We start from the raw sequence: 19,029 nt of genomic DNA, 5'->3' as shown, positions 1-19,029 counted from the left end.
CGCACCCCGGCGCCCGGGCCAGAGACCGGGCGCCTAGCCCGCCTCGACGAGCCCCTCGCGCACCTTCCGGCGCAGCACCTTGCCGAGGAGCGACGTGGGCAGCTCATCGAGCACCACGATCCGGCGCGGCACCTTGTACGCGGTCAGGTGCCCGCGCAGCTCCGCGCGGGCGGCCTGCTCGTCGAGCGTCGCGCCCTCCTCGAGCACGACGGCCGCGACGACCTCCTCGTCGCCGCCGTCGCGGGGGATCCCGACCACGGCCGCGTCCTGCACCCCGGCGAGCTCGCGCACCGCGTCCTCCACCTCGGACGGCGAGACGTTGAAGCCGCCCGTGATGATGAGCTCCTTGATCCGGTCGGCGATGCGCACGAAGCCGCCCTCGTCGAGCGTCACGACGTCGCCCGTGCGGAACCAGCCGCCCTCGAGCAGCACGGCGGCCGTCTCGTCGGGCCGGCCGTGGTACCCGCGGAACACCTGCGGCCCGCGCACGAGCAGCTCGCCGGGCTCGCCGGCGGGGCGGTCGACGGTCGGGTCCTCGGGATCCACGACCCGCACCTCGGTGTTCGGCAGCGGCAGGCCCACCGTCCCCGCGCGACGCGTGTCGCCCACGGGGTTGGCCATGAGCACGGGCGAGCACTCGGACAGGCCGTATCCCTCGACGAGCCAGCCGCCGGTCTGCTCCTCCCAGGGCACCACGACCGACTCGGGCAAGGCCATGGCCCCGGAGATCGAGATCGAGATGCCCGCGAGCGAGACGCCCGCGTCCTCGGCGGCCTGGCGGAGGCGCGCGTAGATGGGCGGGACCGCCGGCAGGAACGTGGGCGGGTGGCGGCGGATGGCCTGCAGCACGAGGTCCGGCTCGAAGCGCGGGAAGAGCACGAGCCGCGAGCCCATGCTCATCGCGAAGGTGAGGCAGAGGGTCAGCCCGTAGGCGTGGAACATGGGCAGCACGGCGTACACGACGCTCGTGCCGCGCGGCACGGTGGGCACCCACGCCCGCGACTGGGCCGCGTTCGCGCTGAGGTTGAGGTGCGTGAGCTCGGCGCCCTTCGGCGCGCCCGTGGTGCCGCTCGTGTACTGAATGACCGCGAGGTCGTCGGCTGTCGGGCGCGGGTGCTCGGCGGGCAGAGGAGAGGCGGCGACGACGCGCTCCCAGGGGAGCGTGCCCGTGACCTTCGCGGCGATCGCGGCGCGCGCCGCCCGCGCCTTCGGGACGGGGAGGCGGAGGAGCAGCCGCGTCCGCCGCGGCATGGCGCGCGTGACGTCGACCGACACGATGCGCTCGGGCCGCGCGCCGTCCGGCAGCGCCTGGATCGTGGCGACCGACCGGTCCCACGCGATCACCGTCCGCGCGCCGTGGTCCTCGAACTGGTGCTGCAGCTCGCGCGGTGTGTAGAGCGGGTTGTGCTCGACGACCACCGCGCCGAGGCGCAGCACCGCGTAGAACGCGACGACGTGCTGCGGGCAGTTCGGCAGCACGATCGCCACCGGATCCCCGGCGCGGACCCCGGCGTCGGCGAGGCCCTGGGCGGCGCGGGCGATCAGCTCGCCGAGCTCCCGGTAGCTGGTCTCGGCGCCGAGGAAGTCGAGCGCGGTTCCGCCCGGGAAGCGGAGCACGGACTGGTCGACGATGTCGACGAGCGATCCCTGCGGGAGGTCGATCTCGTGCGGGACGTCGGGCGCGTAGCTGGCCAGCCAGGGCCGGTCGGTGGGGGTGCTCACCCCTCCCACCCTAGGCCGCGGCGGTCCGCCGCCCGGTGACGCGGAGGCGACGGGACGGGAGGGGACCGGCCGCGCGGATCAGACCCGGCCGGCGTGCCGCCCCTCGGCGAGGTACGCGAGCCGGCGCAGGGTCTCCACGTTCCGGGCGTGCAGCAGGAGGTCCATCAGCGGCGCGGGGACGAGGCGCCCGGGTCCGCGCACGGCCTCCTCGGTCATGCGCACCTCGCAGCCGTCGGGCAGCGTCCGCACCTCGATGGTCACGCGGGCCTCGCCGAGCGGCCAGCCCTTCGGCTGCATCACCATGCGCCGCGGGGCGTCCCACTCGAGCACGGTGGTGGCGTCGTCGATGAGGAACGGCCAGGACCCGAAGGAGTGGTGCAGCTTCGCGCCCACCGCGGGCCACGCGTCGTCGACCGCGCGCATGCGGGACGCACCCACGACCCAGGCGGGGAACAGCCAGCCGTCGCCGACCACCTCGGCGACGTCGGACGGGGAGCACTTCATGCGGCGGCGGGTGACGGACATGGGTCCAGTCTGGTCCGCGCGTCCAGCCTCCGGTAATCGGGGACGAGGGGCTCGACGCCCCGAGGCCGCCCTGCTACAGCGAGAGGTCCGGCCCGCGGTCGATGCCGAACTCGTGCCGGAGCGCGCTCCGGGCCGCCTGGTAGCCGGCCATGCCGTGCACGCCGGGGCCGGGCGTGGCCGAGCTCGACGCGAGGTAGACGCCCGCGGCGGGCGTCCGCCACGGATCCGGCGAGAGCACCGGACGCGCGAGCAGCTGCCACACGCTCGCGGCGCCCGCGGCGATGTCGCCGCCGATGTAGTTGGGGTCGTGCTCCTCCATGCCGACGGCGTCGATGCTGGACGAGGCGAGGATCAGGTCGCGGAAGCCGGGGGCGAAGCGCTCGATCTGGCGCGTGATGGCCTCGGTCTGGTCGACCGTGGATCCCGCGGGCACGTGCGTGTAGGCCCACAGCACGTGCTTCCCCTCGGGAGCCCGGCCGGGGTCGTCGATGGAGGGCTGCGCGACGAGCACGTACGGGTCGTCGCTGTGGCGGCCCGCGGCCACGTCGCGCTCGGCCCGCTGGATCTCGGCGCGCGTCCCGCCGACGTGCAGCGTGCCCGCGCGGCGGAGCTCGGGATCCGTCCACGGCACGGGCCCGGACAGCGCGAAGTCGACCTTGGAGGCGGCGTTGCCGTAGCGGAAGCGGCGGATCGCGCGGAGGTAGCGCTCGGGCAGGCGGTCGCCGGCGATGCGCGCGAGGGCGCGCGCGCTGGTGTCGAGGAGCACGGCGCGCGCGGCGGGCAGCTCGCGGAGAGTGCGCACCTCGGACCCCGTGACGACCTCGCCGCCGTGCGCGCGCAGGTCGTCGACCATCGCGTCGACGATGGCCTGGCTGCCGCCGACGGGAACGGGCCAGCCGCGGGCGTGCGCGTAGGCGCCGAGGGAGAGCGCGGCCGCCGCCGTCGACACGCTCGGCATGGTCTGGATCGCATGGGCCGCGACGCCGGTGAACATGGCCGGGGCGACGTCCCCGCGGAAGCGCGCGTTCCAGAACGGCGAGCCCTGCTCGAGCGCGCGGAGCCCGAGGGCGATCGCGGTGGGCGGGTGGCGGGGCACCTGGAGGAGCGGGCCGTTCGTGAACTGGGCGACGCGGTCGGCGGATGCGGCGAGAGGCCCCATCAGCTGCCGCCAGGCGCGGCCGTCGACGCCGAGCGCGTCGGCCGTGCGGTCGATGTCGCGGTAGGCGATGCCCGAGACGCCCCCGTCGAGCGGGTGCGCGTAGGAGATGTCCGGCACGACGAGGTCGATCCGCCGCTCGAGCTGGAAGGCGCGGAAGAACCCGGACGCGAGCGCCATGGGGTGCACCGCCGAGCAGATGTCGTGGTGGAAGCCCGGGAGCGTGAGCTCGGCCGTGCGGCTGCCGCCGCCGATCGTCTCCGCCCGCTCGTGCACCTCGACCCGGAGGCCCGCGCGAGCCATCGTCACGGCCGCGGCCAGTCCGTTCGGCCCGGATCCGACCACGATCGCGTCGATGTCACCCATGCGTCGAGGCTATCGGCGACGGAGCGCGGCGGTGCCCGCGACGATCCCGGAGAGCAGCGCACCCGCCCCGATCGCGACGGTCTTCGCGCGGTTGCGGACGATCCAGATCTGCGGGCTCATGGTGCGAGCCTGGTCGCTGAAGATGCCGCGCGCGCCGTGGTCGCCCGCGGTCGGCGTGTAGAGGTTGGTCGGCAGCATGGGCTGGGTCTTCTCGGCGGCCTGCTGGCCCGAGTAGCCGACCTTGGCGAGGTAGCCGTCGAGCCAGTTCGCGACGAAGCGGTTCCCGAGGACGGTCTTCACCGTCGGCTCGCCCACCCAGTTGCGGCGCTTCGGCTTCTCGGCGACGGCGGCGATGGCCTGCGCCCCCACCTCGGGCTCGAAGATCGGCGGCACGGGCTGCGGGTGGTGCGGCAGCTGCGACTTCACCCAGTTGAACTGGATCGTGTTGAGGGCCGGCATGTCGACCGTCGAGATCGTGACCTTGCTCCCGTTGTGGATCAGCTCGGTCGTCACCGACTCGGTGAAGCCCTGCACGGCGTGCTTGGCGGCGCAGTACGCGGCCTGCAGCGGGATCCCGCGGTGGGCGAGCGCCGAGCCGACCTGGATCACGTGGCCGCGGTCGCGGGGCACCATGCGGCTGAGCGCGGCGCGCGTGCCGTTGACGAAGCCGAAGTAGTTGACGGCCGTCGCGCGCTCGAAGTCGGCCGGATCCGTCGTGAGGAACTCGCCGAAGACGCCGACCATGGCGTCGTTGACCCAGAGGTCGATGGGGCCGAGCTCGTCCTCGACGCGGTCGGCGGCGGCCTCGACGGCCAGGCGGTCGGCGACGTCGGTGGAGATGCCGAGGCCGCGGCGCCCGCGCGCCTCGATGTCGGCGACGGCGCCCGCGAGCCCGTCCTCGCCGCGCGCCAGGACGGCCACGTCCCAGCCGCGGTCGGCGAGCTCCCGCACGGTCGCTCGGCCGAGTCCGGCCGATCCTCCGGTGACGACGGCGATGCCTCTGGTCATTGCGCTCCCTCGATGGTTGGTGCACGAAACGTGCTCCTCCACCGTAGGACGCTCCCGGCGTGCCGACCCCGGCGGGGGCCCGACCTGCCAGGCGGCGGTCAGCCTTCGCGCTGGAGGTCCTCGCGCACCTGCCGGCGGAGCACCTTGCCGATGAGCGACGTCGGCAGCGCGTCCACCTGGACGACGCGGCGCGGGACCTTGTACGCGGTGAGGTGCGCACGGCAGTACGCGCGGATCGCGGCCTCGTCGACGGTGGCGCCCGGCTCCGCCACGACCGCGGCCGTGACGTCCTCGCCGCCGTCCGGGGACGGGAGGCCGACCACGGCGACGCCCTGGACGCCCGGCGCGCCGCGGACGACGTCCTCGACCTCGCTCGGGGAGACGTTGAAGCCGCCCGTGATGATGAGCTCCTTCATCCGGTCGACGATGGTGGTGAAGCCGTCGGCGTCGACGCGGACGATGTCGCCCGTGCGGAACCAGCCGCCGTCGAGGAGCGCGGCGCGCGTCTCGTCGGGGCGGCGCCAGTAGCCCTGGAACACCTGCGGCCCGCGGATGAGCAGCTCGCCCTCCTCCCCGGGGGCGCGGTCGACGGTGGGGTCCTCGGGATCCACGACGCGGACGTACGTGCTGGGGAACGGCACGCCGACGGTGCCGGGCCGGCGCGACGGGCCGATGGGGTTGCCGAGCGCGACGGGCGACGTCTCGGTGAGCCCGTAGCCCTCCACGAGGTAGCCGCCCGTGAGGCCCTCCCACAGCTCGACGGTGGACACGGGGAGGTTCATGGCGCCGGAGATCGCGAACCGGACGCCCGTGAGGTCGACCCGCTTCTCCTCCGCCCCGCGCGCCAGCCGCTCGTAGATGGGCGGGACGGCGGGCAGGAACGTCGGCGGGTGCTTCCGGGCGGCGGCGAGCACGAGGTCCACGTCGAACTTCGGGAAGAGCACGAGGCGCGCGCCGATGGCCATGGCGAAGGTGAGGCAGAGCGTGAGGCCGTAGGCGTGGAACATGGGCAGCACGCCGTAGACGGTCTCGCCGCCGTCCGCGAGGCCGGGCACCCAGGCGCGGCCCTGCATGGCGTTCGCGTGCAGGTTGCGGTGGGTGAGGATCGCGCCCTTGGGGCTCGCGGTCGTGCCGCTCGTGTACTGGAGGATCGCGGTGTCGTCGAGCTCGGGCCTCGGGCGGGACGCGGCGATGCGGCGGTGGTCGACGAGCTCCTCCCACGTGACCGTGCCCTTCACGGGCGCGGTGATCGCGGCACGGGCGCGACGTGCGGCGGGCACGGGGAGGCGGAGCTTGAGGCGCGTGGCGAGCGGCATGGCGGCGGGCAGGTCGACCGAGACGATCGTGTCGACGGGCACGTCGCGCGGCATGTCCTGGATGGTGCCGACGACCGTGTTCCAGGCGATGGCGACGCGCGCGCCGTGGTCCTCGAACTGGTGGCGGAGCTCGCGCGGCGTGTACAGCGGGTTGTGCTCCACGACGATCGCGCCGAGGCGGAGCACCGCGTAGAACGCGACGACGTGCTGCGGGCAGTTCGGCAGCACGAGCGCCACGCGGTCGCCCTTCCGCACGCCCAGCCGGCGCAGCCCCTCGGCCGCGCGGGCGATCTGGTCGCCCAGCTCGCGGTACGTGGTCTCGCGCCCGAAGAACTCGAGGGCCACGGCCTTGGCGTGCCGCTGGACCGAGCGCTCGACCATGTCGACCAGGGATCCGATCACGGGAGGTATGTCGGCCGACACCCCGTCCGCGTAGCTGCGTACCCACGGGCGGTCGGCGTCGATGCTCATGTCCCAACCATAGGGAATGCGCCCGGGGACGACCCGGGCGCATCGGCCATGACGTCGGTCGAAGGCTAGGCGGGGTAGACGACCCCGGTCAGCTGCTCGGACGCGTCCCACAGGCGGCGGGCGAGCTCCGGGTCCTTCGACCATGGGCTCGACGCGGCCAGGTGCGGCATGCCGCTCATCCCGCCGGGGCCGCCCGGGCCGTAGTAGTCGCCCGCGTGCACGCCGAGGCCGGTCGCGGCCTGGATCTGCGGCAGCGCGCCCACGCGCACGTCCTGGCCCATGGCGGCCGGCCCGAACTTCGCGGCGAGGTCGCTGGCGACACCCTGGGGACCGGATCCGGGACCGTTCTTCGCGAGGTTCGTGGAGGTGACGCCCGGGTGCGCGGCGACGGCCGTGAGCCCCCAGCCGCGGTCGTCGGAGAGCGCCTGCAGGCGGCGCATGAAGAGGAGGTTCGCGAGCTTGGCCTGGCCGTACGCCGCCCAGGGGCTGTAGCGCCGCTCCGACTGGAGGTCGCCGAACGCGATGCGGCCCATCCAGTGGGCGAGGCTCGAGACGACGACCACGCGGGGCGCCTCGGCCGCCTGGAGGGCGGGGAGCAGGAGGCCGGTGAGCGCGAAGTGGCCGAGGTGGTTGGTGCCCAGCTGGATCTCGAAGCCGTCGCGCGTCTCGCGGCGGTCCGGCGGCGCCATGATCCCCGCGTTGTCGACCAGGATGTCGATCGGCCCGCGCTCGATCTCGGCGTCGGCGAAGGCGCGGACGGAGGAGAGGTCGGCGAGGTCGAGGGATCCGACCTCGACGTGGACGCCCGGGTGGCGGTCGCGGATGGCGCCGGCCGCGTCCTCGCCGCGTTCGGGGTCGCGCGACGTGAGGACCACGGAGGCGCCGGCCGCGGCGAGGCGACGCGCGGTCTCGAGGCCGAGGCCGCTGTTGCCGCCGGTGACGACGGCGCGCTTCCCGTCGAGCGGGCTGATGATGATGTCGGTGGGACGGGGCACGCGGACTCCTTGTCGGGTGGGATCCCCACGCTAGCCGCCGAGGCCGGGCGCCGCCCGTGCATGCCGCGCGGCGCCCGGCCTCCCGTCGCGGCCGATGGGAGGATCGGGGCATGTGGATGAGACGCGGCCGGGACGGATCCGAGGACGAGCGCGAGGGCACCGGGTCGCACGCGATCGGGGTCGGGGCCGTGGTCGTGATCCTCGACGGCGCCGCCGCCACGGGCGACCCCGCGCTCGACGGCGAGCCCGTGGGCCTCGTGGTCGCGTCCGCCTCCGACGGGCTCCGCAGCGTGAGCCCCGTGCCCACCGCGCGCGGCCGCGCCTGGGTCGTCGAGCTCGGCTCGGACGACGGTGACGACGGCGGTGCGCCCGGCCGCCGGGTCGTCGTGCCGCAGAGCGCGCTGCGCCTGGTCGACGACGCCGACCAGGGCGTCGCCTCGCTCGCCGCCGACGACCTCCCGCCGCGCGCGTGACCGGCCCCGCCGAGCAGGGCGCGCGCGACGCGGACCTCGTGGATCCCGTCGACCTCGCCGCCGAGCTCATCCGCATCGACTCGACCAACCCCGACCTCGTGCCGGGCGCCGCGGGGGAGCCCGCCGTCGCCGCGCACGTCGCTGCCTGGCTCCGCGCCCGCGGCTTCGACGTGCGCGTGCTCGAGGACGCGCCGGGCCGACCCACCGTGCTCGCGACCGCGCGGGGCACGGGCGGCGGCCGCACCATCCTGCTCGACGGCCATCTCGACACCGTCCCGCCCGGCGACCCGGAGCGCGGCGGGCTCGCGCCCAGGATCGAGGACGGCCGGCTCCTCGGCCGCGGCGCGTTCGACATGAAGGCCGGCCTCGCCGCGATGATGGTCGCCGCCGACCGCGCGCGCCGGATCGGCACGCGCGGCGACGTCGTGCTCGCGCTCGTCGCCGACGAGGAGTTCGGCAGCATCGGCACCGAGGAGGCGCTGCGGGCGCTGGCCGTGGACGGCACGCGCGTCGACGGCGCCGTGATCTCCGAGCCCAGCCAGTCCGAGGCGATCGTCGCCCACCGCGGCTTCGGCTGGTACGAGATCCGGCTGCGCGGGCGCGCGGCGCACGGCTCGATGCCGGAGCAGGGCGTCGACGCGATCGCGCACGCCGGGCTCGTGCTCCGCGAGCTCGACGCGCTCGCCGAGCGCCTGGCGGCGGGGCCCCGCCACGCGCTGCTCGGGCCGGGCGCGGTGCGGGTGTCCCGGATCCAGGGCGGCACGGACGCGGCCACGGTCGCGGACTCCTGCGTGCTCACGGTCGAGCGGCGCTTCCTGCCGGGCGAGACGACGGCCGACGTCGAGGCGGGCCTCCGCGCCCTGCTCGACGCCGTGGTCGCGCGCACCCCGGGCATGGACGCCGAGCTCGTGCCGCTCGTCGCCCGCGCGGCCTTCGAGGCCGACGTCGACGGGCCGCTCGCACGCGCCGTGCTCGACAGCGGCCAGCGCGTCACCGGCGCCCCGGTCCCGCACCGCGGCGAGCCCTTCTGGACGGACGCCGGGCTCGTGCGGGAGGCGGGGATCCCCTGCATCCTCCTCGGCGTCGCGGGCGGCGGCGCGCACGCGGCCGAGGAGTGGGCCGAGGTCGACTCCGTGCGGCTGCTCGCCGACGTGCTCGAGGGCGCGATCCTCGACTTCTGCGGCCGCGCCGACGCCTAGCCTCAGTCGCGCGTCGGCGACCGGTGCAGCTCCACGTCGAGCCGGCCGGCCTCGGCGGTCGCGGTCATCCAGGTGAAGTCGGGCTGGCGCCGCCGGTCGGTGGGCGAGCCGGGGTTGAGGAGCCGGAGGCCGGCCGGGGTCACGGTGTCCCACGGGATGTGGCTGTGGCCGAAGACCAGCACGTCGGTCTCCGGGAACGCGGCGTCCATCCGCCGCTCCCGGCCCGTCGACGCCCCGGTCTCGTGCGTCACCGCGAACCGGATCCCCTCGATCACCGCCCGCGCCGTCTCCGGCAGCCGCGCGCGCAGCCCCGCGGGGTCGTTGTTGCCCCAGCACGCGAGGAGCCGGGACGCGCGGGCCTCGAGCGCGTCGAGCGCGGGCTCGTCGACCCAGTCGCCCGCGTGGACCACGACATCGGCGGCGTCGATCGCCCGCCAGAGCGCCCGCGGCAGGTCCTTCGCGCGCTTCGGGAGATGGGTGTCGCTGAGGAGGACGAGCGATGCGGTCACCCGCCCACGGTACGCGGACCGGGCGCGCGGCTCCCGTACCCTCGACGCGTGACCCCCGCCACCCGCGACCTCGTGCCCGCCGACCTCGCCTGGATGGTGCCGCTCAACAACCGGGCCGTCCCCGCCGTCCCGCCCATGGACGCCGGCTCGCTCGGCGAGGTGCTCGGGCACGCCGACCTCGCGATCGCGGTGGTCGACGAGGACGCCCCCGACGCCCCTCCGCTCGGCATGCTCCTCGCGATGCAGCCGGGCGGCGCGTACGACAGCCCGAACTACCGCTGGTTCGACGAGCGCGGCGTGGACGGCCTCTACGTCGACCGCATCGTCGTCGCGGACGGGCACCGCGGGCGGCGGCTCGGGCAGGCGCTGTACGCGCGCGTGTTCGCGGAGGCCCGCCGGGCGGGGCGCGCCGCCGTCACGTGCGAGGTCAACACCCTGCCGCCGAACCCCGGGTCGTTGGCCTTCCACGCGCGGCTCGGCTTCGCGCGCATCGGCGAGCTCGTCGACGACGACGGCCGGCACGCGGTCGCGATGCTGTCCGCTCCCGTGGATCCGTCCCGCCCCGACGCCACCGCGCGCTGACGGGCGCGGCATGATGGACGGGACCCGACCCGCGACCCGCTCCTCGAGGAGGCGCCCATGACCGGCATCACCCGCGGCTTCGTCGGCCGCCCCCGGAAGGGACCGGCCGACCGCCTGCCGCCCGGCCAGTACGACACCCAGGGCGGCTGGCCCGTGCTCACGGCCGAGGCGGTGCCGAACCTCCCGGAGTCGCGCTGGTCGATCGCCGTGGACGGCCTCGTCGAGCGCCCCACCGCCTGGGACTGGGACGAGGCGCACGCGCTGCCCCGCTCCGAGTACGCGGGCGACATCCACTGCGTCACCACCTGGACCCGCCTCGACACGCGCTTCGCGGGCGTCAGCGTCGACACCCTGCTCGACGCCGCCGGCCCGCTGCCCGAGGCCCGCTTCGTGCTCGCGACCTCGCACTCCGGCTACACGACGAACCTCCCGCTCGAGGACCTCCGCGGCGGGCGGGCGTGGATCGCGTTCGAGGCCGACGGGCGCCCGCTCACGGCCGACCACGGCGGGCCCGCGCGGCTGCTCGTGCCGCACCTCTACTTCTGGAAGAGCGCGAAGTGGATCGCCCGCCTCACGCTCCTCGACCGCGACCAGCAGGGCTTCTGGGAGCGCAACGGCTACCACGACCGCGGCGACCCGTGGCGCGAGCAGCGCTACCAGGGCGACCGCTGAGCGCTCCGCAGGGCGCGGCCCCGTCGGGTCGCGTCCCCGCCGTGCCCGCGTCCGTCGGCGGCGAGTGGCGCACGGCGACCATCACGGCGATCGAGCACCCGACGCCCATGACGGTGCTGCTGCGCTTCGACGTGCCCGACCGGATCCCGCACCTGCCGGGTCAGCACTGCGTCGTCCGGCTGCGCGCCGAGGACGGCTACACCGCGCAGCGCTCGTACTCGATCCTGTCGGCGCCGCACGAGGAGGGCGTCGAGCTGCTGATGGAGCGCTACGAGGACGGCGAGGTGAGCGGCTTCTTCGCCGAGGTCGCGGAGGTCGGCGACGAGATCGAGATGCGGCTGCCCATCGGCGGCTTCTTCGTCTGGGACGGCGCAACGCCCGCGGTCGCGCTCGGCGGCGGGACGGGCGCGGTGCCGCTCGTGGCGATGCTCCGCCACGCACGGCACCTCGGCGTCCCCGGCCTGGTCCGCGTCGCCGTCTCCGCGCGCACCGCGGTCGACGTGCCGTGCCGCGCGGAGCTGGAGGCCGCGGGCGCGCTCGTGGCGACCACGCGGGAGCGGCACGGCGCGCGCGGGTTCGGCAGGCTGCGGGCCGAGGAGGTCGCCGCCCTCGCGGCGGGCGCGGGGGTGGCGTTCGTGTGCGGATCCACCGCCTTCGCGGGCGGGGCCACGCGCCTGCTCCTCGACGCCGGGGTCGGCCGCGACGCCATCCGCATCGAGCAGTTCGGCCCGTCGGGGGAGTGACGCGGGCGCCGCGGGAGTCCGCGGGAGCCCCGGTCGTTCCCCTCGCGCCGGGTCCGCGCCAGACTGGGGCGGACGGCGACGGAGCCGCGGGGAGCGGGTGCCGGATGGCGCGATCGGTCGTGCTGCTGCGCGGGATCAACGTCGGGCGCGCGAAGCAGGTCCCGATGGCGGACCTCGCGGCCGCGCTCGAGGGGCTCGGCTACCGCGGGGTGCGCACGCACCTCCGGAGCGGCAACGCGGTCGTGGACCACGACCGGCCGCACGGGATCGGCGCGGCCGTCGCCATCGAGGACGCCGTGCGCCTCGCCACGGGCGTCACCGCCGACGTGCACCTGGTCGACGGCGCCGACTTCCGGCGGATCGCCGCCGGCATCCCGTTCGGCCCGGTCGCGGACGACCCGTCGCGGCTCCTCGTCTCCTTCGTCGACCGGCCGCTCGACCCGCTGCCCGATGCGCCGCCCGCCGCCTCGATCACCCCCGACCTCGTCGCCGTCGCGCGCGACGCCGTCTACTCGTGGCACCCCGACGGCGTCTCGGCCTCGCGCGTGCCGCCCGCGTTCTGGCGCGGCCTCGGGGTCTCCGTCACGGCGCGCAACGCCCGCACGGTGGCCGCCCTCGTCGCCCTCCTCGACGCCTGACCGGTCGTCCGCCGTGCCCTCCGCCGGGCGTGCCCCCCGCACGGGGGTGGCCCCAGGCTCCCGTCATCACCGGGTTCCGGATCGGGGGCGCGGGGGCCTCCTCACCGCGCGGGCAGGGGGATAGGTTCGTGATCGTGAGCAGATTCTCGGACCGCTGGAAGTCCCACATCCTGGAGACGTTCTCCGCGGACTCGGAGGGCCGGCCGCAGTGGATCCAGGACCTGGAGAAGGGCGACGACGAGGGCTGGTTCGGCCCCGGCTCCGCGGTCTGGTCGGTGCACGGCGGCATGCCCACGCTCGTGGCGGGGATCCGCGCCCTCCTCATGCAGACGCTGCACCCGGGCGCCATGGCCGGCGTCCACGACTGGTCGCGCTACCGCGAGGATCCGCTCGGCCGGCTCGCCGGCACCGTGCGCTGGGTCATCACCACCTCCTTCGGCGACCGGGACACCGCGGCCGACGTCAGCCGCCGCGTCCGCGGGTACCACCGCAAGGTGCAGGGCACGTTCGTCGACGGCCTCGGCGTCGAGCGCCCCTACAGCGCCAACGACCCCGACCTCCTCAGCTGGGTGCACATCGTCTTCACCGACGCGTTCCTCAGCACCCACATGCAGTGGGGGCCGCCCATCCCCGGCGGGCCCGACCGCTACGTCGCGGAGTGGGCCAAGGCGGGAGAGCTCATGGGCGTGGAGGCGCCGCCGCGCTCGTACGCGGAGCTGCACGCGCAGATCGACGCCTTCCACGACCAGGGCCTGCTCCGCGCCGACGAGCGCACCCGCGAGACGATCTCCTTCCTCCGCGAGCCGCCGCTGCGCCCCTCCATGCTCCCGGCCTACCGCGTGCTCTTCGCGGGCGCCGTCGCGTCGCTCGAGCCGCGCTACCGCGAGCTCCTCGGCCTCGACAAGGCGTCGTTCGGCCCGTTCCCGCTGCCGGCGCTCGCGTCGACGCGGGTGATGCTGGGCGTCGCGGGGCGCGTGATGGGCGAGCAGTCCACGAGCGTCGAGGCCGCCCTCAAGCGCATCGACCGGCTGCGCGAGGAGCCGGGCCGGGGCCCGGCCGCGGCGGACCGTCGCGACGACGGCGTCGGCCACCGCGAGCAGCCCGCGGCCTGAGCGCGTCGCGCGCCGCCGGAGCCCCTCCGCGGCGGGCGATGTCGGCGGGCCGGGCTAGCGTGGACACGACATGAGCAGACAGGACGGATCGACCAGGCGCACGTCCGACGCGAGCGCGGACGACTCCGAGGCGACCATCCTCCACATCGACATGGACGCGTTCTTCGCCGCCGTCGAGCTGCTCGAGCGCCCGGAGCTGCGGGGCACGCCCGTCATCGTCGGCGGGTCGTCCGGCCGGGGCGTCGTGACGAGCGCCACCTACGAGGCGCGGCGGTTCGGCGTCCGCTCCGCCATGCCCATGGCGCAGGCGCTGCGCCTCTGCCCGCAGGCCACCGTCATCGGCGGGCACAGGGAGAAGTACGCGCACTGGTCGAAGGTCGTCATGGGCATCTTCCGCGACGTCACGCCGCTCGTCGAGCCGCTCAGCATCGACGAGGCCTTCCTCGACGTGGCGGGCGCGCGCGGCCTCTTCGGGTCGCCCGCGGAGATCGGCGCCATGATCCGGCGGCGCGTGCACGCCGAGACGGGCCTCACCTGCTCGGTGGGCGCCGCGTCCACGAAGTTCGTCGCGAAGCTCGCGAGCACCCGGTGCAAGCCCGACGGCCTGCTCGTCATCCCCGCGGCCGAGACGCTGCCCTTCCTGCACGGCCTGCCCGTCGGCGCGCTGTGGGGCGTCGGGAAGACCACCGAGGAGTCGCTCCTCCGCCGCGGCCTCCGCACGGTGGCGGACATCGCGGACACCCCGCTGCCCGCGCTGCAGTCGATGCTCGGCGAGTCCGCCGGCGCGCGGCTGCACGACCTCTCCTGGGGGCGCGACCCGCGCCGCGTCAGCACGCACCGGGAGGAGAAGAGCATGGGGCACGAGAACACGTTCCACGACGACGTGTCGGATCCGGCCCTCGTCCGCCGCGAGCTCCTCGGCCAGGCCACGCGCGTCGCCGAGCGGCTGCGGCGCGCCGGCCTCACGGCCCGCACGGTCTCGCTCAAGCTCCGCTACTCCGACTTCCGCACCATCACGCGCTCGCGCACCCTGTCCGAGCCCACCGACGTCGCGCGCCGCATCTACGACGAGATCCGCGACGTCTACGAGCAGGTCGCGCGGCCGGGCGACCGCATCCGCCTCGTGGGCGTGCGCGCCGAGCAGCTCGACGACGCCGACAACCGCGCGGTCGCCCTGTGGGACGCCGACGAGGGCTGGCGCGAGGCCGAGCGCACGGTCGACCAGGCGGCGGAGCGCTTCGGCCGGGGCGCCATCGGGCCGGCGTCGCTGCTGCGGCGCCCGGGGGAGAGGCGCGCCACGGTGTCGGATCCGCGCACCGAGGCGGCGTCGCGCGGTAGCCTCCCGGCACACCCGCCCGACTGACGAGGACCACCATGACCGATCCCGCCGCGCCCGCCCCCGACGACCAGCCCGCAGCTCCCGCGCCCCCGGCGCCGCCCGTGCAGCCGCACCCGTCCGCATCCGCCCCCGCCGCCGCCCCTTACGGCCTCGCGCCCGCACCCGTGCCGCCCGCGCCGGCGGCCGTGGCCTGGGGCCAGCCCGTCTACGCGGCCGCGCCGCCCAAGGGCATGAGCCTCACGTCGATGATCCTGGGGCTCGTCTCGGTCTTCTTCTTCTGGACGTTCCTCTGCCCGCTCATCGGGCTCGTATTCGGCATCGTCGGCTTCCGCAAGGAGCCCGCCGGCCGCGGCTTCGCCATCACGGGCCTCGTCCTCAACGGCCTGCTGCTGCTCATCCCGGTCGCCGTCGTGCTCTCGATCATCGTGGCGGGCGGCACGCTCTTCGGCATCGCGGCGACCACCCCGCGCTGACCCGGGCCCCGCGCGTCACGGGAGCGTGGACGAGGAGCGTCGCCGTGCGCGACATGGGCTAGCCTCCCGCGTCACGCACCCGACGAGAGGAGACCCGTGGACGTCCGCCGTCCCGATCCCGACCCGCATCCCGCCCGCGTGCCCGATCCGCGATGGCCGCGCCCGGTGCCCGTGGACATGACGCAGTTGCTGCCGCGGGAGAAGGGACTGGCGACGACCTCGGTGATCCTCGGAGTCGTCTCGCTCGTCGCCGGATGGACCGTCCTGTGCCCGCTCGCTGGTCTCGTCGTGGGGATCATGTTCTGGCGCCGCGAGCCCGGCGGGCATGACCGGGCCATCGCTGGTCTCCTGGTGAACGGGGCCGCCCTCGCCGGCGTGGTCATCGCGGTCATGATGATCGCGTGGGCGTGGAGCGCGCTGATCTGAGACGAGACGACTAGGGCCGGCCCATGCCGCGGTAGCGCCAGCCGGCCGCGCGCCAGGCGACGGGGTCGAGGCAGTTGCGGCCGTCGACGATCACGGGCGTGGCCACGATGGCCTTGAGCTCCGCGGGGTCGATGGCGCGGTACTGCTTCCACTCCGTCAGCAGCATGACCGCGTCGGCGTCGCGCGCGGCGTCCTGCCAGGAGTCGACGTAGGTGAGCTCCGGGAAGCGGCGGCGCGAGTTCTCGTTGGCGTACGGATCCGTCGCGAGCACGCGGGCGCCCTGCAGCTGCAGCTGGGCGGAGATGCTGAGGGCGGGGGAGTCGCGCACGTCGTCCGACTCGGGCTTGAACGCGAGGCCGAGGACGGCGATGTTCCGGCCGAGCAGGGAGCCGCCGCACACCTCGCGCGCCACGTCCACCGCGCGCACGCGGCGGCGCATGTTGATGGAGTCGACCTCGCGCAGGAACGTGAGCGCCTGGTCGGCGCCCAGCTCACCCGCGCGCGCCATGAACGCGCGGATGTCCTTGGGCAGGCAGCCGCCGCCGAAGCCGATCCCCGCGTTGAGGAAGCGGCGGCCGATGCGGTCGTCGTAGCCGATGGCGTCCGCGAGCTGCGTGACGTCGGCGCCCGTGGCCTCGCACACCTCCGCCATGGCGTTGATGAAGGAGATCTTGGTGGCGAGGAACGCGTTCGCGGACACCTTCACGAGCTCGGCGGTCTCGTAGTCGGTGGTGACGCGCGCCGTGCCGGACGCGATCGCGGTGGCGTACACCTCGTCGAGCGTCGCGCGGGCGGCCTCGCCGGCGTCGCCCGCGGGGAGGCCGTAGACGAAGCGGTCGGGCGCCAGCGTGTCCTCGACCGCGAAGCCCTCGCGGAGGAACTCGGGGTTCCACATGAGGGTCGCGCCGGGGACGCGGGCGGCGATGCGCCCGGCGAGCCGGCGGGCGGTGCCGACGGGGACGGTCGACTTGCCCGCGACGAGGTCGCCGGGGGACAGGTGCGGGATGAGGGCGTCGACGGCGGCGTCGACGTAGGTCATGTCGGCGGCGTTCTCGCCGCGCTTCTGCGGGGTGCCCACGGCGATGAAGTGCACGCGGGATCCCGCGGCCTCGGCCGTGTCCGTGGTGAAGCGGAGGCGGCCGGTGGCGAGCTGCTCGGTGAGGAGCTCGGGGAGCCCCGGCTCGAAGAAGGGCGCCTCGCCCGTCTGCAGGGAGGCGATCTTGGCGGCGTCGACGTCGATGGCCACGACGTCGTGCCCGAGGCGGCTCATGCAGGCCGCGTGGACGGTTCCGAGGTAGCCGCAGCCGATGACAGTGATGCGCACAGGTGTCCGTTCGTCGAGGAGATCTCCGCGAGCTGGCGTGCGGGGACGTCGTCGGAGAGCCCCCCAGCCCCGGCCGCTTCGAACGTAGCACGCGCCCGTGACGCGACGGGGGCGGGGCCCGACGTGCGCTCGCGCGCCGCGTCGTGCCCCGCCCCGATGGGTGGATCCGGTCGGATCAGGCCAGCAGCGCCTCCGCGGCGTCGGCCACCGGGCCGAGGATCGCGGCCGTGCGCGCGGGCAGCACGACCTCGTCGGCGCCGAGCTCGACACCCGTCGCGGTCGCCAGCAGCAGCGCGGGGCGCTCGCCCACGACGGGCACGCGCCGCTCCTCGTCGGACAGGTTCACCACGATCGACAGCTCGCCGCGGTCCATGACGAGCAGGCGGGCCTCCTCGTGCACCTCGACCTCGACCTCGGCGAACCGGGGGTCGGTGAGGTCGGGGTGGGCGCGGCGGAGGCGGATCAGCTCGGAGTAGAGCGCGAACAGGCGCGCGTGCTGCGAGTCGGCGCCCTCCGTGCCGTAGAGCTCCGACCAGTCGAGCTTCGAGTCCTGGAACGTCGAGAGGTCCTGCGGGTTCGGCACGACGGACTCGTCCCAGCCCATCTTCGCGAACTCCTCGATGCGGCCCTTCGCGGTCGCCTCGCCGAGGTCGTGCTCGGGGTGCGACGTGAAGAACTGCCAGGGCGTGGTCGCGCCCCACTCCTCGCCCATGAAGAGCATCGGGGTGAAGGGCGACGTGAGCGTGAGCACCGCGGCCAGCGCGAGCCCGCCCTCGTCGAGCGTCGCGGTGAGGCGGTCGCCCGTGGCGCGGTTGCCGATCTGGTCGTGGTTCTGGTTCGCGACCACGAGGCGGTGCGCGGGGATGCGCTCGGTGTCGAGCGGCCGCCCGTGCACCCGGCCGCGGAACGACGACCACGTGCCGTCGTGGAAGAAGCCGCGCGTCACGACCTTCGCCAGCGCGGAGAGCGGCGCGAAGTCCTCGTAGTAGCCCGTGGTCTCGCCCGTGAGCGCGACGTGGACCGCGTGGTGGAAGTCGTCGCTCCACTGCGCGTCGAGCCCGTAGCCGTGCGCCTCGCGCGAGGTGATGAGCTTCGGGTCGTTGAGGTCGGACTCCGCGATGAGCGTGAGCGGCCGGCCCACGTGCGCGGACAGCACGTCGACCTGGACCGCGAGCTCCTCGAGGAGGTGCGTCGCCGTGTGGTCCACGAGCGCGTGCACGGCGTCGAGGCGCAGCGCGTCGACGTGGTAGTCGCCGAGCCACATGAGCGCGTTGTCGATGATGTACTCGCGGACGGGACCGGAGTCCTCGCCGTCGAGGTTGAGGCTGGATCCCCACGTGTTGGCCGACGCCTCGTGCAGGTACGGGCCGAACTCGGGCAGGTAGTTGCCGGACGGGCCGAGGTGGTTGTACACGACGTCCTGCACGACGCCGAGGCCGCGCGCGTGGCACGCGTCGACGAATCGCTGGTACGCCTCGGGTCCGCCGTAGGTCTCCTGCACGGCGTACCAGAGGACGCCGTCGTAGCCCCAGTTGTGCGTGCCGTTGAACCCGTTGACGGGCAGCACCTCCACGAGGTCGACGCCGAGCGCGACGAGGTGGTCGAGCCGGTCGATGGCCGAGTCGAGCGTTCCGTCGGGCGTGAAGGTGCCGACGTGCATCTCGTAGATGACGGCGCCGGCGAGCTGGCGGCCCGTCCACGCCTGGTCGGTCCACGCGAACGACGACGGGTCGTACGTGCGCGAGCGGCCGTGGACGCCCTCGGGCTGGCGGCGCGAGCGCGGGTCGGGCAGCGGCGTGTCGGAGTCGTCCACGAGGTAGCCGTAGTCGAGGTCGCCGGAGGGGAGGGCCTCGGCGCGCGCGGCGTCGAGGGTCCACCAGCCGTCGCTCGTGGGCGAGAGCGGCAGGCGCTCGTCGCCCACGGAGAGGGCGAGGGTGCGGGCCTTCGGGGCCCAGATGTCGAAGCGGTCGTCGGTCATGC

The 19,029-nt window shown here is 75.0% G+C and carries 19 protein-coding genes; 10 read left to right on the top strand and 9 right to left on the bottom strand.

Annotation, left to right across the window (positions count from 1 at the left end):
* Positions 1 to 33: 33 nt before the first annotated feature.
* The 6 genes from ACMT9T_RS03010 to ACMT9T_RS02985 form a co-directional block, all read right to left on the bottom strand.
* Complete coding sequence (locus ACMT9T_RS03010) at positions 34 to 1,722, bottom strand: long-chain-fatty-acid--CoA ligase (RefSeq protein ID WP_414744170.1); 1,689 nt, start codon at positions 1,720 to 1,722, stop codon at positions 34 to 36.
* A gap of 78 nt (positions 1,723 to 1,800) precedes the next feature.
* Complete coding sequence (locus tag ACMT9T_RS03005; RefSeq protein WP_414744169.1) at positions 1,801 to 2,247, bottom strand: SRPBCC family protein; 447 nt, start codon at positions 2,245 to 2,247, stop codon at positions 1,801 to 1,803.
* Between the two features lie 73 nt (positions 2,248 to 2,320).
* Entirely contained in the window at positions 2,321 to 3,769 is a 1,449-nt protein-coding gene (locus ACMT9T_RS03000) for a phytoene desaturase family protein (RefSeq protein WP_414744168.1), read from the bottom strand.
* Between the two features lie 9 nt (positions 3,770 to 3,778).
* Positions 3,779 to 4,777, bottom strand: a complete 999-nt coding sequence (locus tag ACMT9T_RS02995; protein ID WP_414744167.1) for an SDR family oxidoreductase — start codon at positions 4,775 to 4,777, stop codon at positions 3,779 to 3,781.
* 98 nt (positions 4,778 to 4,875) lie between these two features.
* Entirely contained in the window at positions 4,876 to 6,564 is a 1,689-nt protein-coding gene (locus ACMT9T_RS02990) for a long-chain-fatty-acid--CoA ligase (RefSeq protein WP_414744166.1), read from the bottom strand.
* A 65-nt stretch (positions 6,565 to 6,629) separates the two neighbouring features.
* Positions 6,630 to 7,559: an oxidoreductase gene (locus ACMT9T_RS02985; RefSeq protein WP_414744165.1), complete on the bottom strand. Its 930-nt coding sequence runs from the start codon at positions 7,557 to 7,559 to the stop codon at positions 6,630 to 6,632.
* A 110-nt stretch (positions 7,560 to 7,669) separates the two neighbouring features.
* Here ACMT9T_RS02985 and ACMT9T_RS02980 point away from each other — a divergent pair, with 110 nt between their 5' ends.
* On the top strand, positions 7,670 to 8,032 hold the full coding sequence (locus tag ACMT9T_RS02980; protein ID WP_414744164.1) for a hypothetical protein: 363 nt from the start codon (positions 7,670 to 7,672) through the stop codon (positions 8,030 to 8,032).
* Positions 8,029 to 9,231, top strand: coding sequence for a M20/M25/M40 family metallo-hydrolase (locus ACMT9T_RS02975; protein WP_414744163.1), 1,203 nt, complete (start codon positions 8,029 to 8,031; stop codon positions 9,229 to 9,231). The genes ACMT9T_RS02980 and ACMT9T_RS02975 overlap by 4 nt, the downstream gene beginning before the upstream one ends.
* 2 nt (positions 9,232 to 9,233) lie before the next feature.
* Here ACMT9T_RS02975 and ACMT9T_RS02970 read toward each other — a convergent pair whose 3' ends face one another.
* On the bottom strand, positions 9,234 to 9,740 hold the full coding sequence (locus ACMT9T_RS02970; protein WP_414744162.1) for a metallophosphoesterase family protein: 507 nt from the start codon (positions 9,738 to 9,740) through the stop codon (positions 9,234 to 9,236).
* A 48-nt stretch (positions 9,741 to 9,788) separates the two neighbouring features.
* Here ACMT9T_RS02970 and ACMT9T_RS02965 point away from each other — a divergent pair, with 48 nt between their 5' ends.
* From ACMT9T_RS02965 to ACMT9T_RS02930, 8 genes are all read left to right on the top strand, one after another.
* Positions 9,789 to 10,322, top strand: a complete 534-nt coding sequence (locus tag ACMT9T_RS02965) for a GNAT family N-acetyltransferase (protein ID WP_414744161.1) — start codon at positions 9,789 to 9,791, stop codon at positions 10,320 to 10,322.
* 57 nt (positions 10,323 to 10,379) lie between these two features.
* The gene (locus ACMT9T_RS02960; RefSeq protein ID WP_414744160.1) at positions 10,380 to 10,994 is read left to right on the top strand and encodes a sulfite oxidase-like oxidoreductase; all 615 of its coding nucleotides are present in this window, start codon (positions 10,380 to 10,382) and stop codon (positions 10,992 to 10,994) included.
* A 41-nt stretch (positions 10,995 to 11,035) separates the two neighbouring features.
* Entirely contained in the window at positions 11,036 to 11,737 is a 702-nt protein-coding gene (locus ACMT9T_RS02955) for an FAD-binding oxidoreductase (RefSeq protein WP_414744159.1), read from the top strand.
* A 104-nt stretch (positions 11,738 to 11,841) separates the two neighbouring features.
* Positions 11,842 to 12,375, top strand: a complete 534-nt coding sequence (locus ACMT9T_RS02950; protein WP_414744158.1) for a DUF1697 domain-containing protein — start codon at positions 11,842 to 11,844, stop codon at positions 12,373 to 12,375.
* A 128-nt stretch (positions 12,376 to 12,503) separates the two neighbouring features.
* Positions 12,504 to 13,487 carry an oxygenase MpaB family protein gene (locus ACMT9T_RS02945; RefSeq protein ID WP_414744157.1) on the top strand — a complete coding sequence of 328 codons (984 nt, stop codon included), beginning with the start codon at positions 12,504 to 12,506 and terminating at the stop codon, positions 13,485 to 13,487.
* A gap of 70 nt (positions 13,488 to 13,557) precedes the next feature.
* Positions 13,558 to 14,850: a DNA polymerase IV gene (locus tag ACMT9T_RS02940; protein ID WP_414744156.1), complete on the top strand. Its 1,293-nt coding sequence runs from the start codon at positions 13,558 to 13,560 to the stop codon at positions 14,848 to 14,850.
* 11 nt (positions 14,851 to 14,861) lie between these two features.
* The gene (locus tag ACMT9T_RS02935) at positions 14,862 to 15,299 is read left to right on the top strand and encodes a hypothetical protein (protein ID WP_414744155.1); all 438 of its coding nucleotides are present in this window, start codon (positions 14,862 to 14,864) and stop codon (positions 15,297 to 15,299) included.
* Positions 15,300 to 15,476: 177 nt separating this feature from the next.
* Positions 15,477 to 15,725 (top strand): hypothetical protein, encoded by a 249-nt coding sequence (locus ACMT9T_RS02930; RefSeq protein WP_414744154.1) that lies wholly within the window; start codon positions 15,477 to 15,479, stop codon positions 15,723 to 15,725.
* 10 nt (positions 15,726 to 15,735) lie between these two features.
* Here ACMT9T_RS02930 and ACMT9T_RS02925 read toward each other — a convergent pair whose 3' ends face one another.
* Together ACMT9T_RS02925 and treZ are read right to left on the bottom strand one after the other, a co-directional pair.
* Entirely contained in the window at positions 15,736 to 17,049 is a 1,314-nt protein-coding gene (locus ACMT9T_RS02925; RefSeq protein ID WP_414744153.1) for a UDP-glucose dehydrogenase family protein, read from the bottom strand.
* Positions 17,050 to 17,224: 175 nt separating this feature from the next.
* The gene (gene treZ / locus ACMT9T_RS02920; RefSeq protein ID WP_414744152.1) at positions 17,225 to 19,027 is read right to left on the bottom strand and encodes a malto-oligosyltrehalose trehalohydrolase; all 1,803 of its coding nucleotides are present in this window, start codon (positions 19,025 to 19,027) and stop codon (positions 17,225 to 17,227) included.
* Between the last annotated feature and the right edge of the window lie 2 nt (positions 19,028 to 19,029).

It is taken from the genome of Clavibacter vidaverae, from assembly GCF_047529985.1.
Lineage (GTDB): Bacteria > Actinomycetota > Actinomycetes > Actinomycetales > Microbacteriaceae > Clavibacter > Clavibacter nebraskensis_A.
This window is presented reverse-complemented; position numbering and strand designations above follow the sequence as displayed.

Bases quoted from the DNA above. Each gene is read 5' to 3' on its own strand.
- ACMT9T_RS03005 (WP_414744169.1), bottom strand. From the start codon at position 2,247: ATGTCCGTCACCCGCCGCCGCATGAAGTGCTCCCCGTCCGACGTCGCC.
- ACMT9T_RS03000 (WP_414744168.1), bottom strand. From the start codon at position 3,769: ATGGGTGACATCGACGCGATCGTGGTCGGATCCGGGCCGAACGGACTG.
- ACMT9T_RS02995 (WP_414744167.1), bottom strand. From the start codon at position 4,777: ATGACCAGAGGCATCGCCGTCGTCACCGGAGGATCGGCCGGACTCGGC.
- ACMT9T_RS02990 (WP_414744166.1), bottom strand. From the start codon at position 6,564: ATGAGCATCGACGCCGACCGCCCGTGGGTACGCAGCTACGCGGACGGG.
- ACMT9T_RS02980 (WP_414744164.1), top strand. From the start codon at position 7,670: ATGTGGATGAGACGCGGCCGGGACGGATCCGAGGACGAGCGCGAGGGC.
- ACMT9T_RS02960 (WP_414744160.1), top strand. From the start codon at position 10,380: ATGACCGGCATCACCCGCGGCTTCGTCGGCCGCCCCCGGAAGGGACCG.
- ACMT9T_RS02950 (WP_414744158.1), top strand. From the start codon at position 11,842: ATGGCGCGATCGGTCGTGCTGCTGCGCGGGATCAACGTCGGGCGCGCG.
- ACMT9T_RS02940 (WP_414744156.1), top strand. From the start codon at position 13,558: ATGAGCAGACAGGACGGATCGACCAGGCGCACGTCCGACGCGAGCGCG.
- ACMT9T_RS02935 (WP_414744155.1), top strand. From the start codon at position 14,862: ATGACCGATCCCGCCGCGCCCGCCCCCGACGACCAGCCCGCAGCTCCC.
- ACMT9T_RS02930 (WP_414744154.1), top strand. From the start codon at position 15,477: ATGACGCAGTTGCTGCCGCGGGAGAAGGGACTGGCGACGACCTCGGTG.
- treZ (WP_414744152.1), bottom strand. From the start codon at position 19,027: ATGACCGACGACCGCTTCGACATCTGGGCCCCGAAGGCCCGCACCCTC.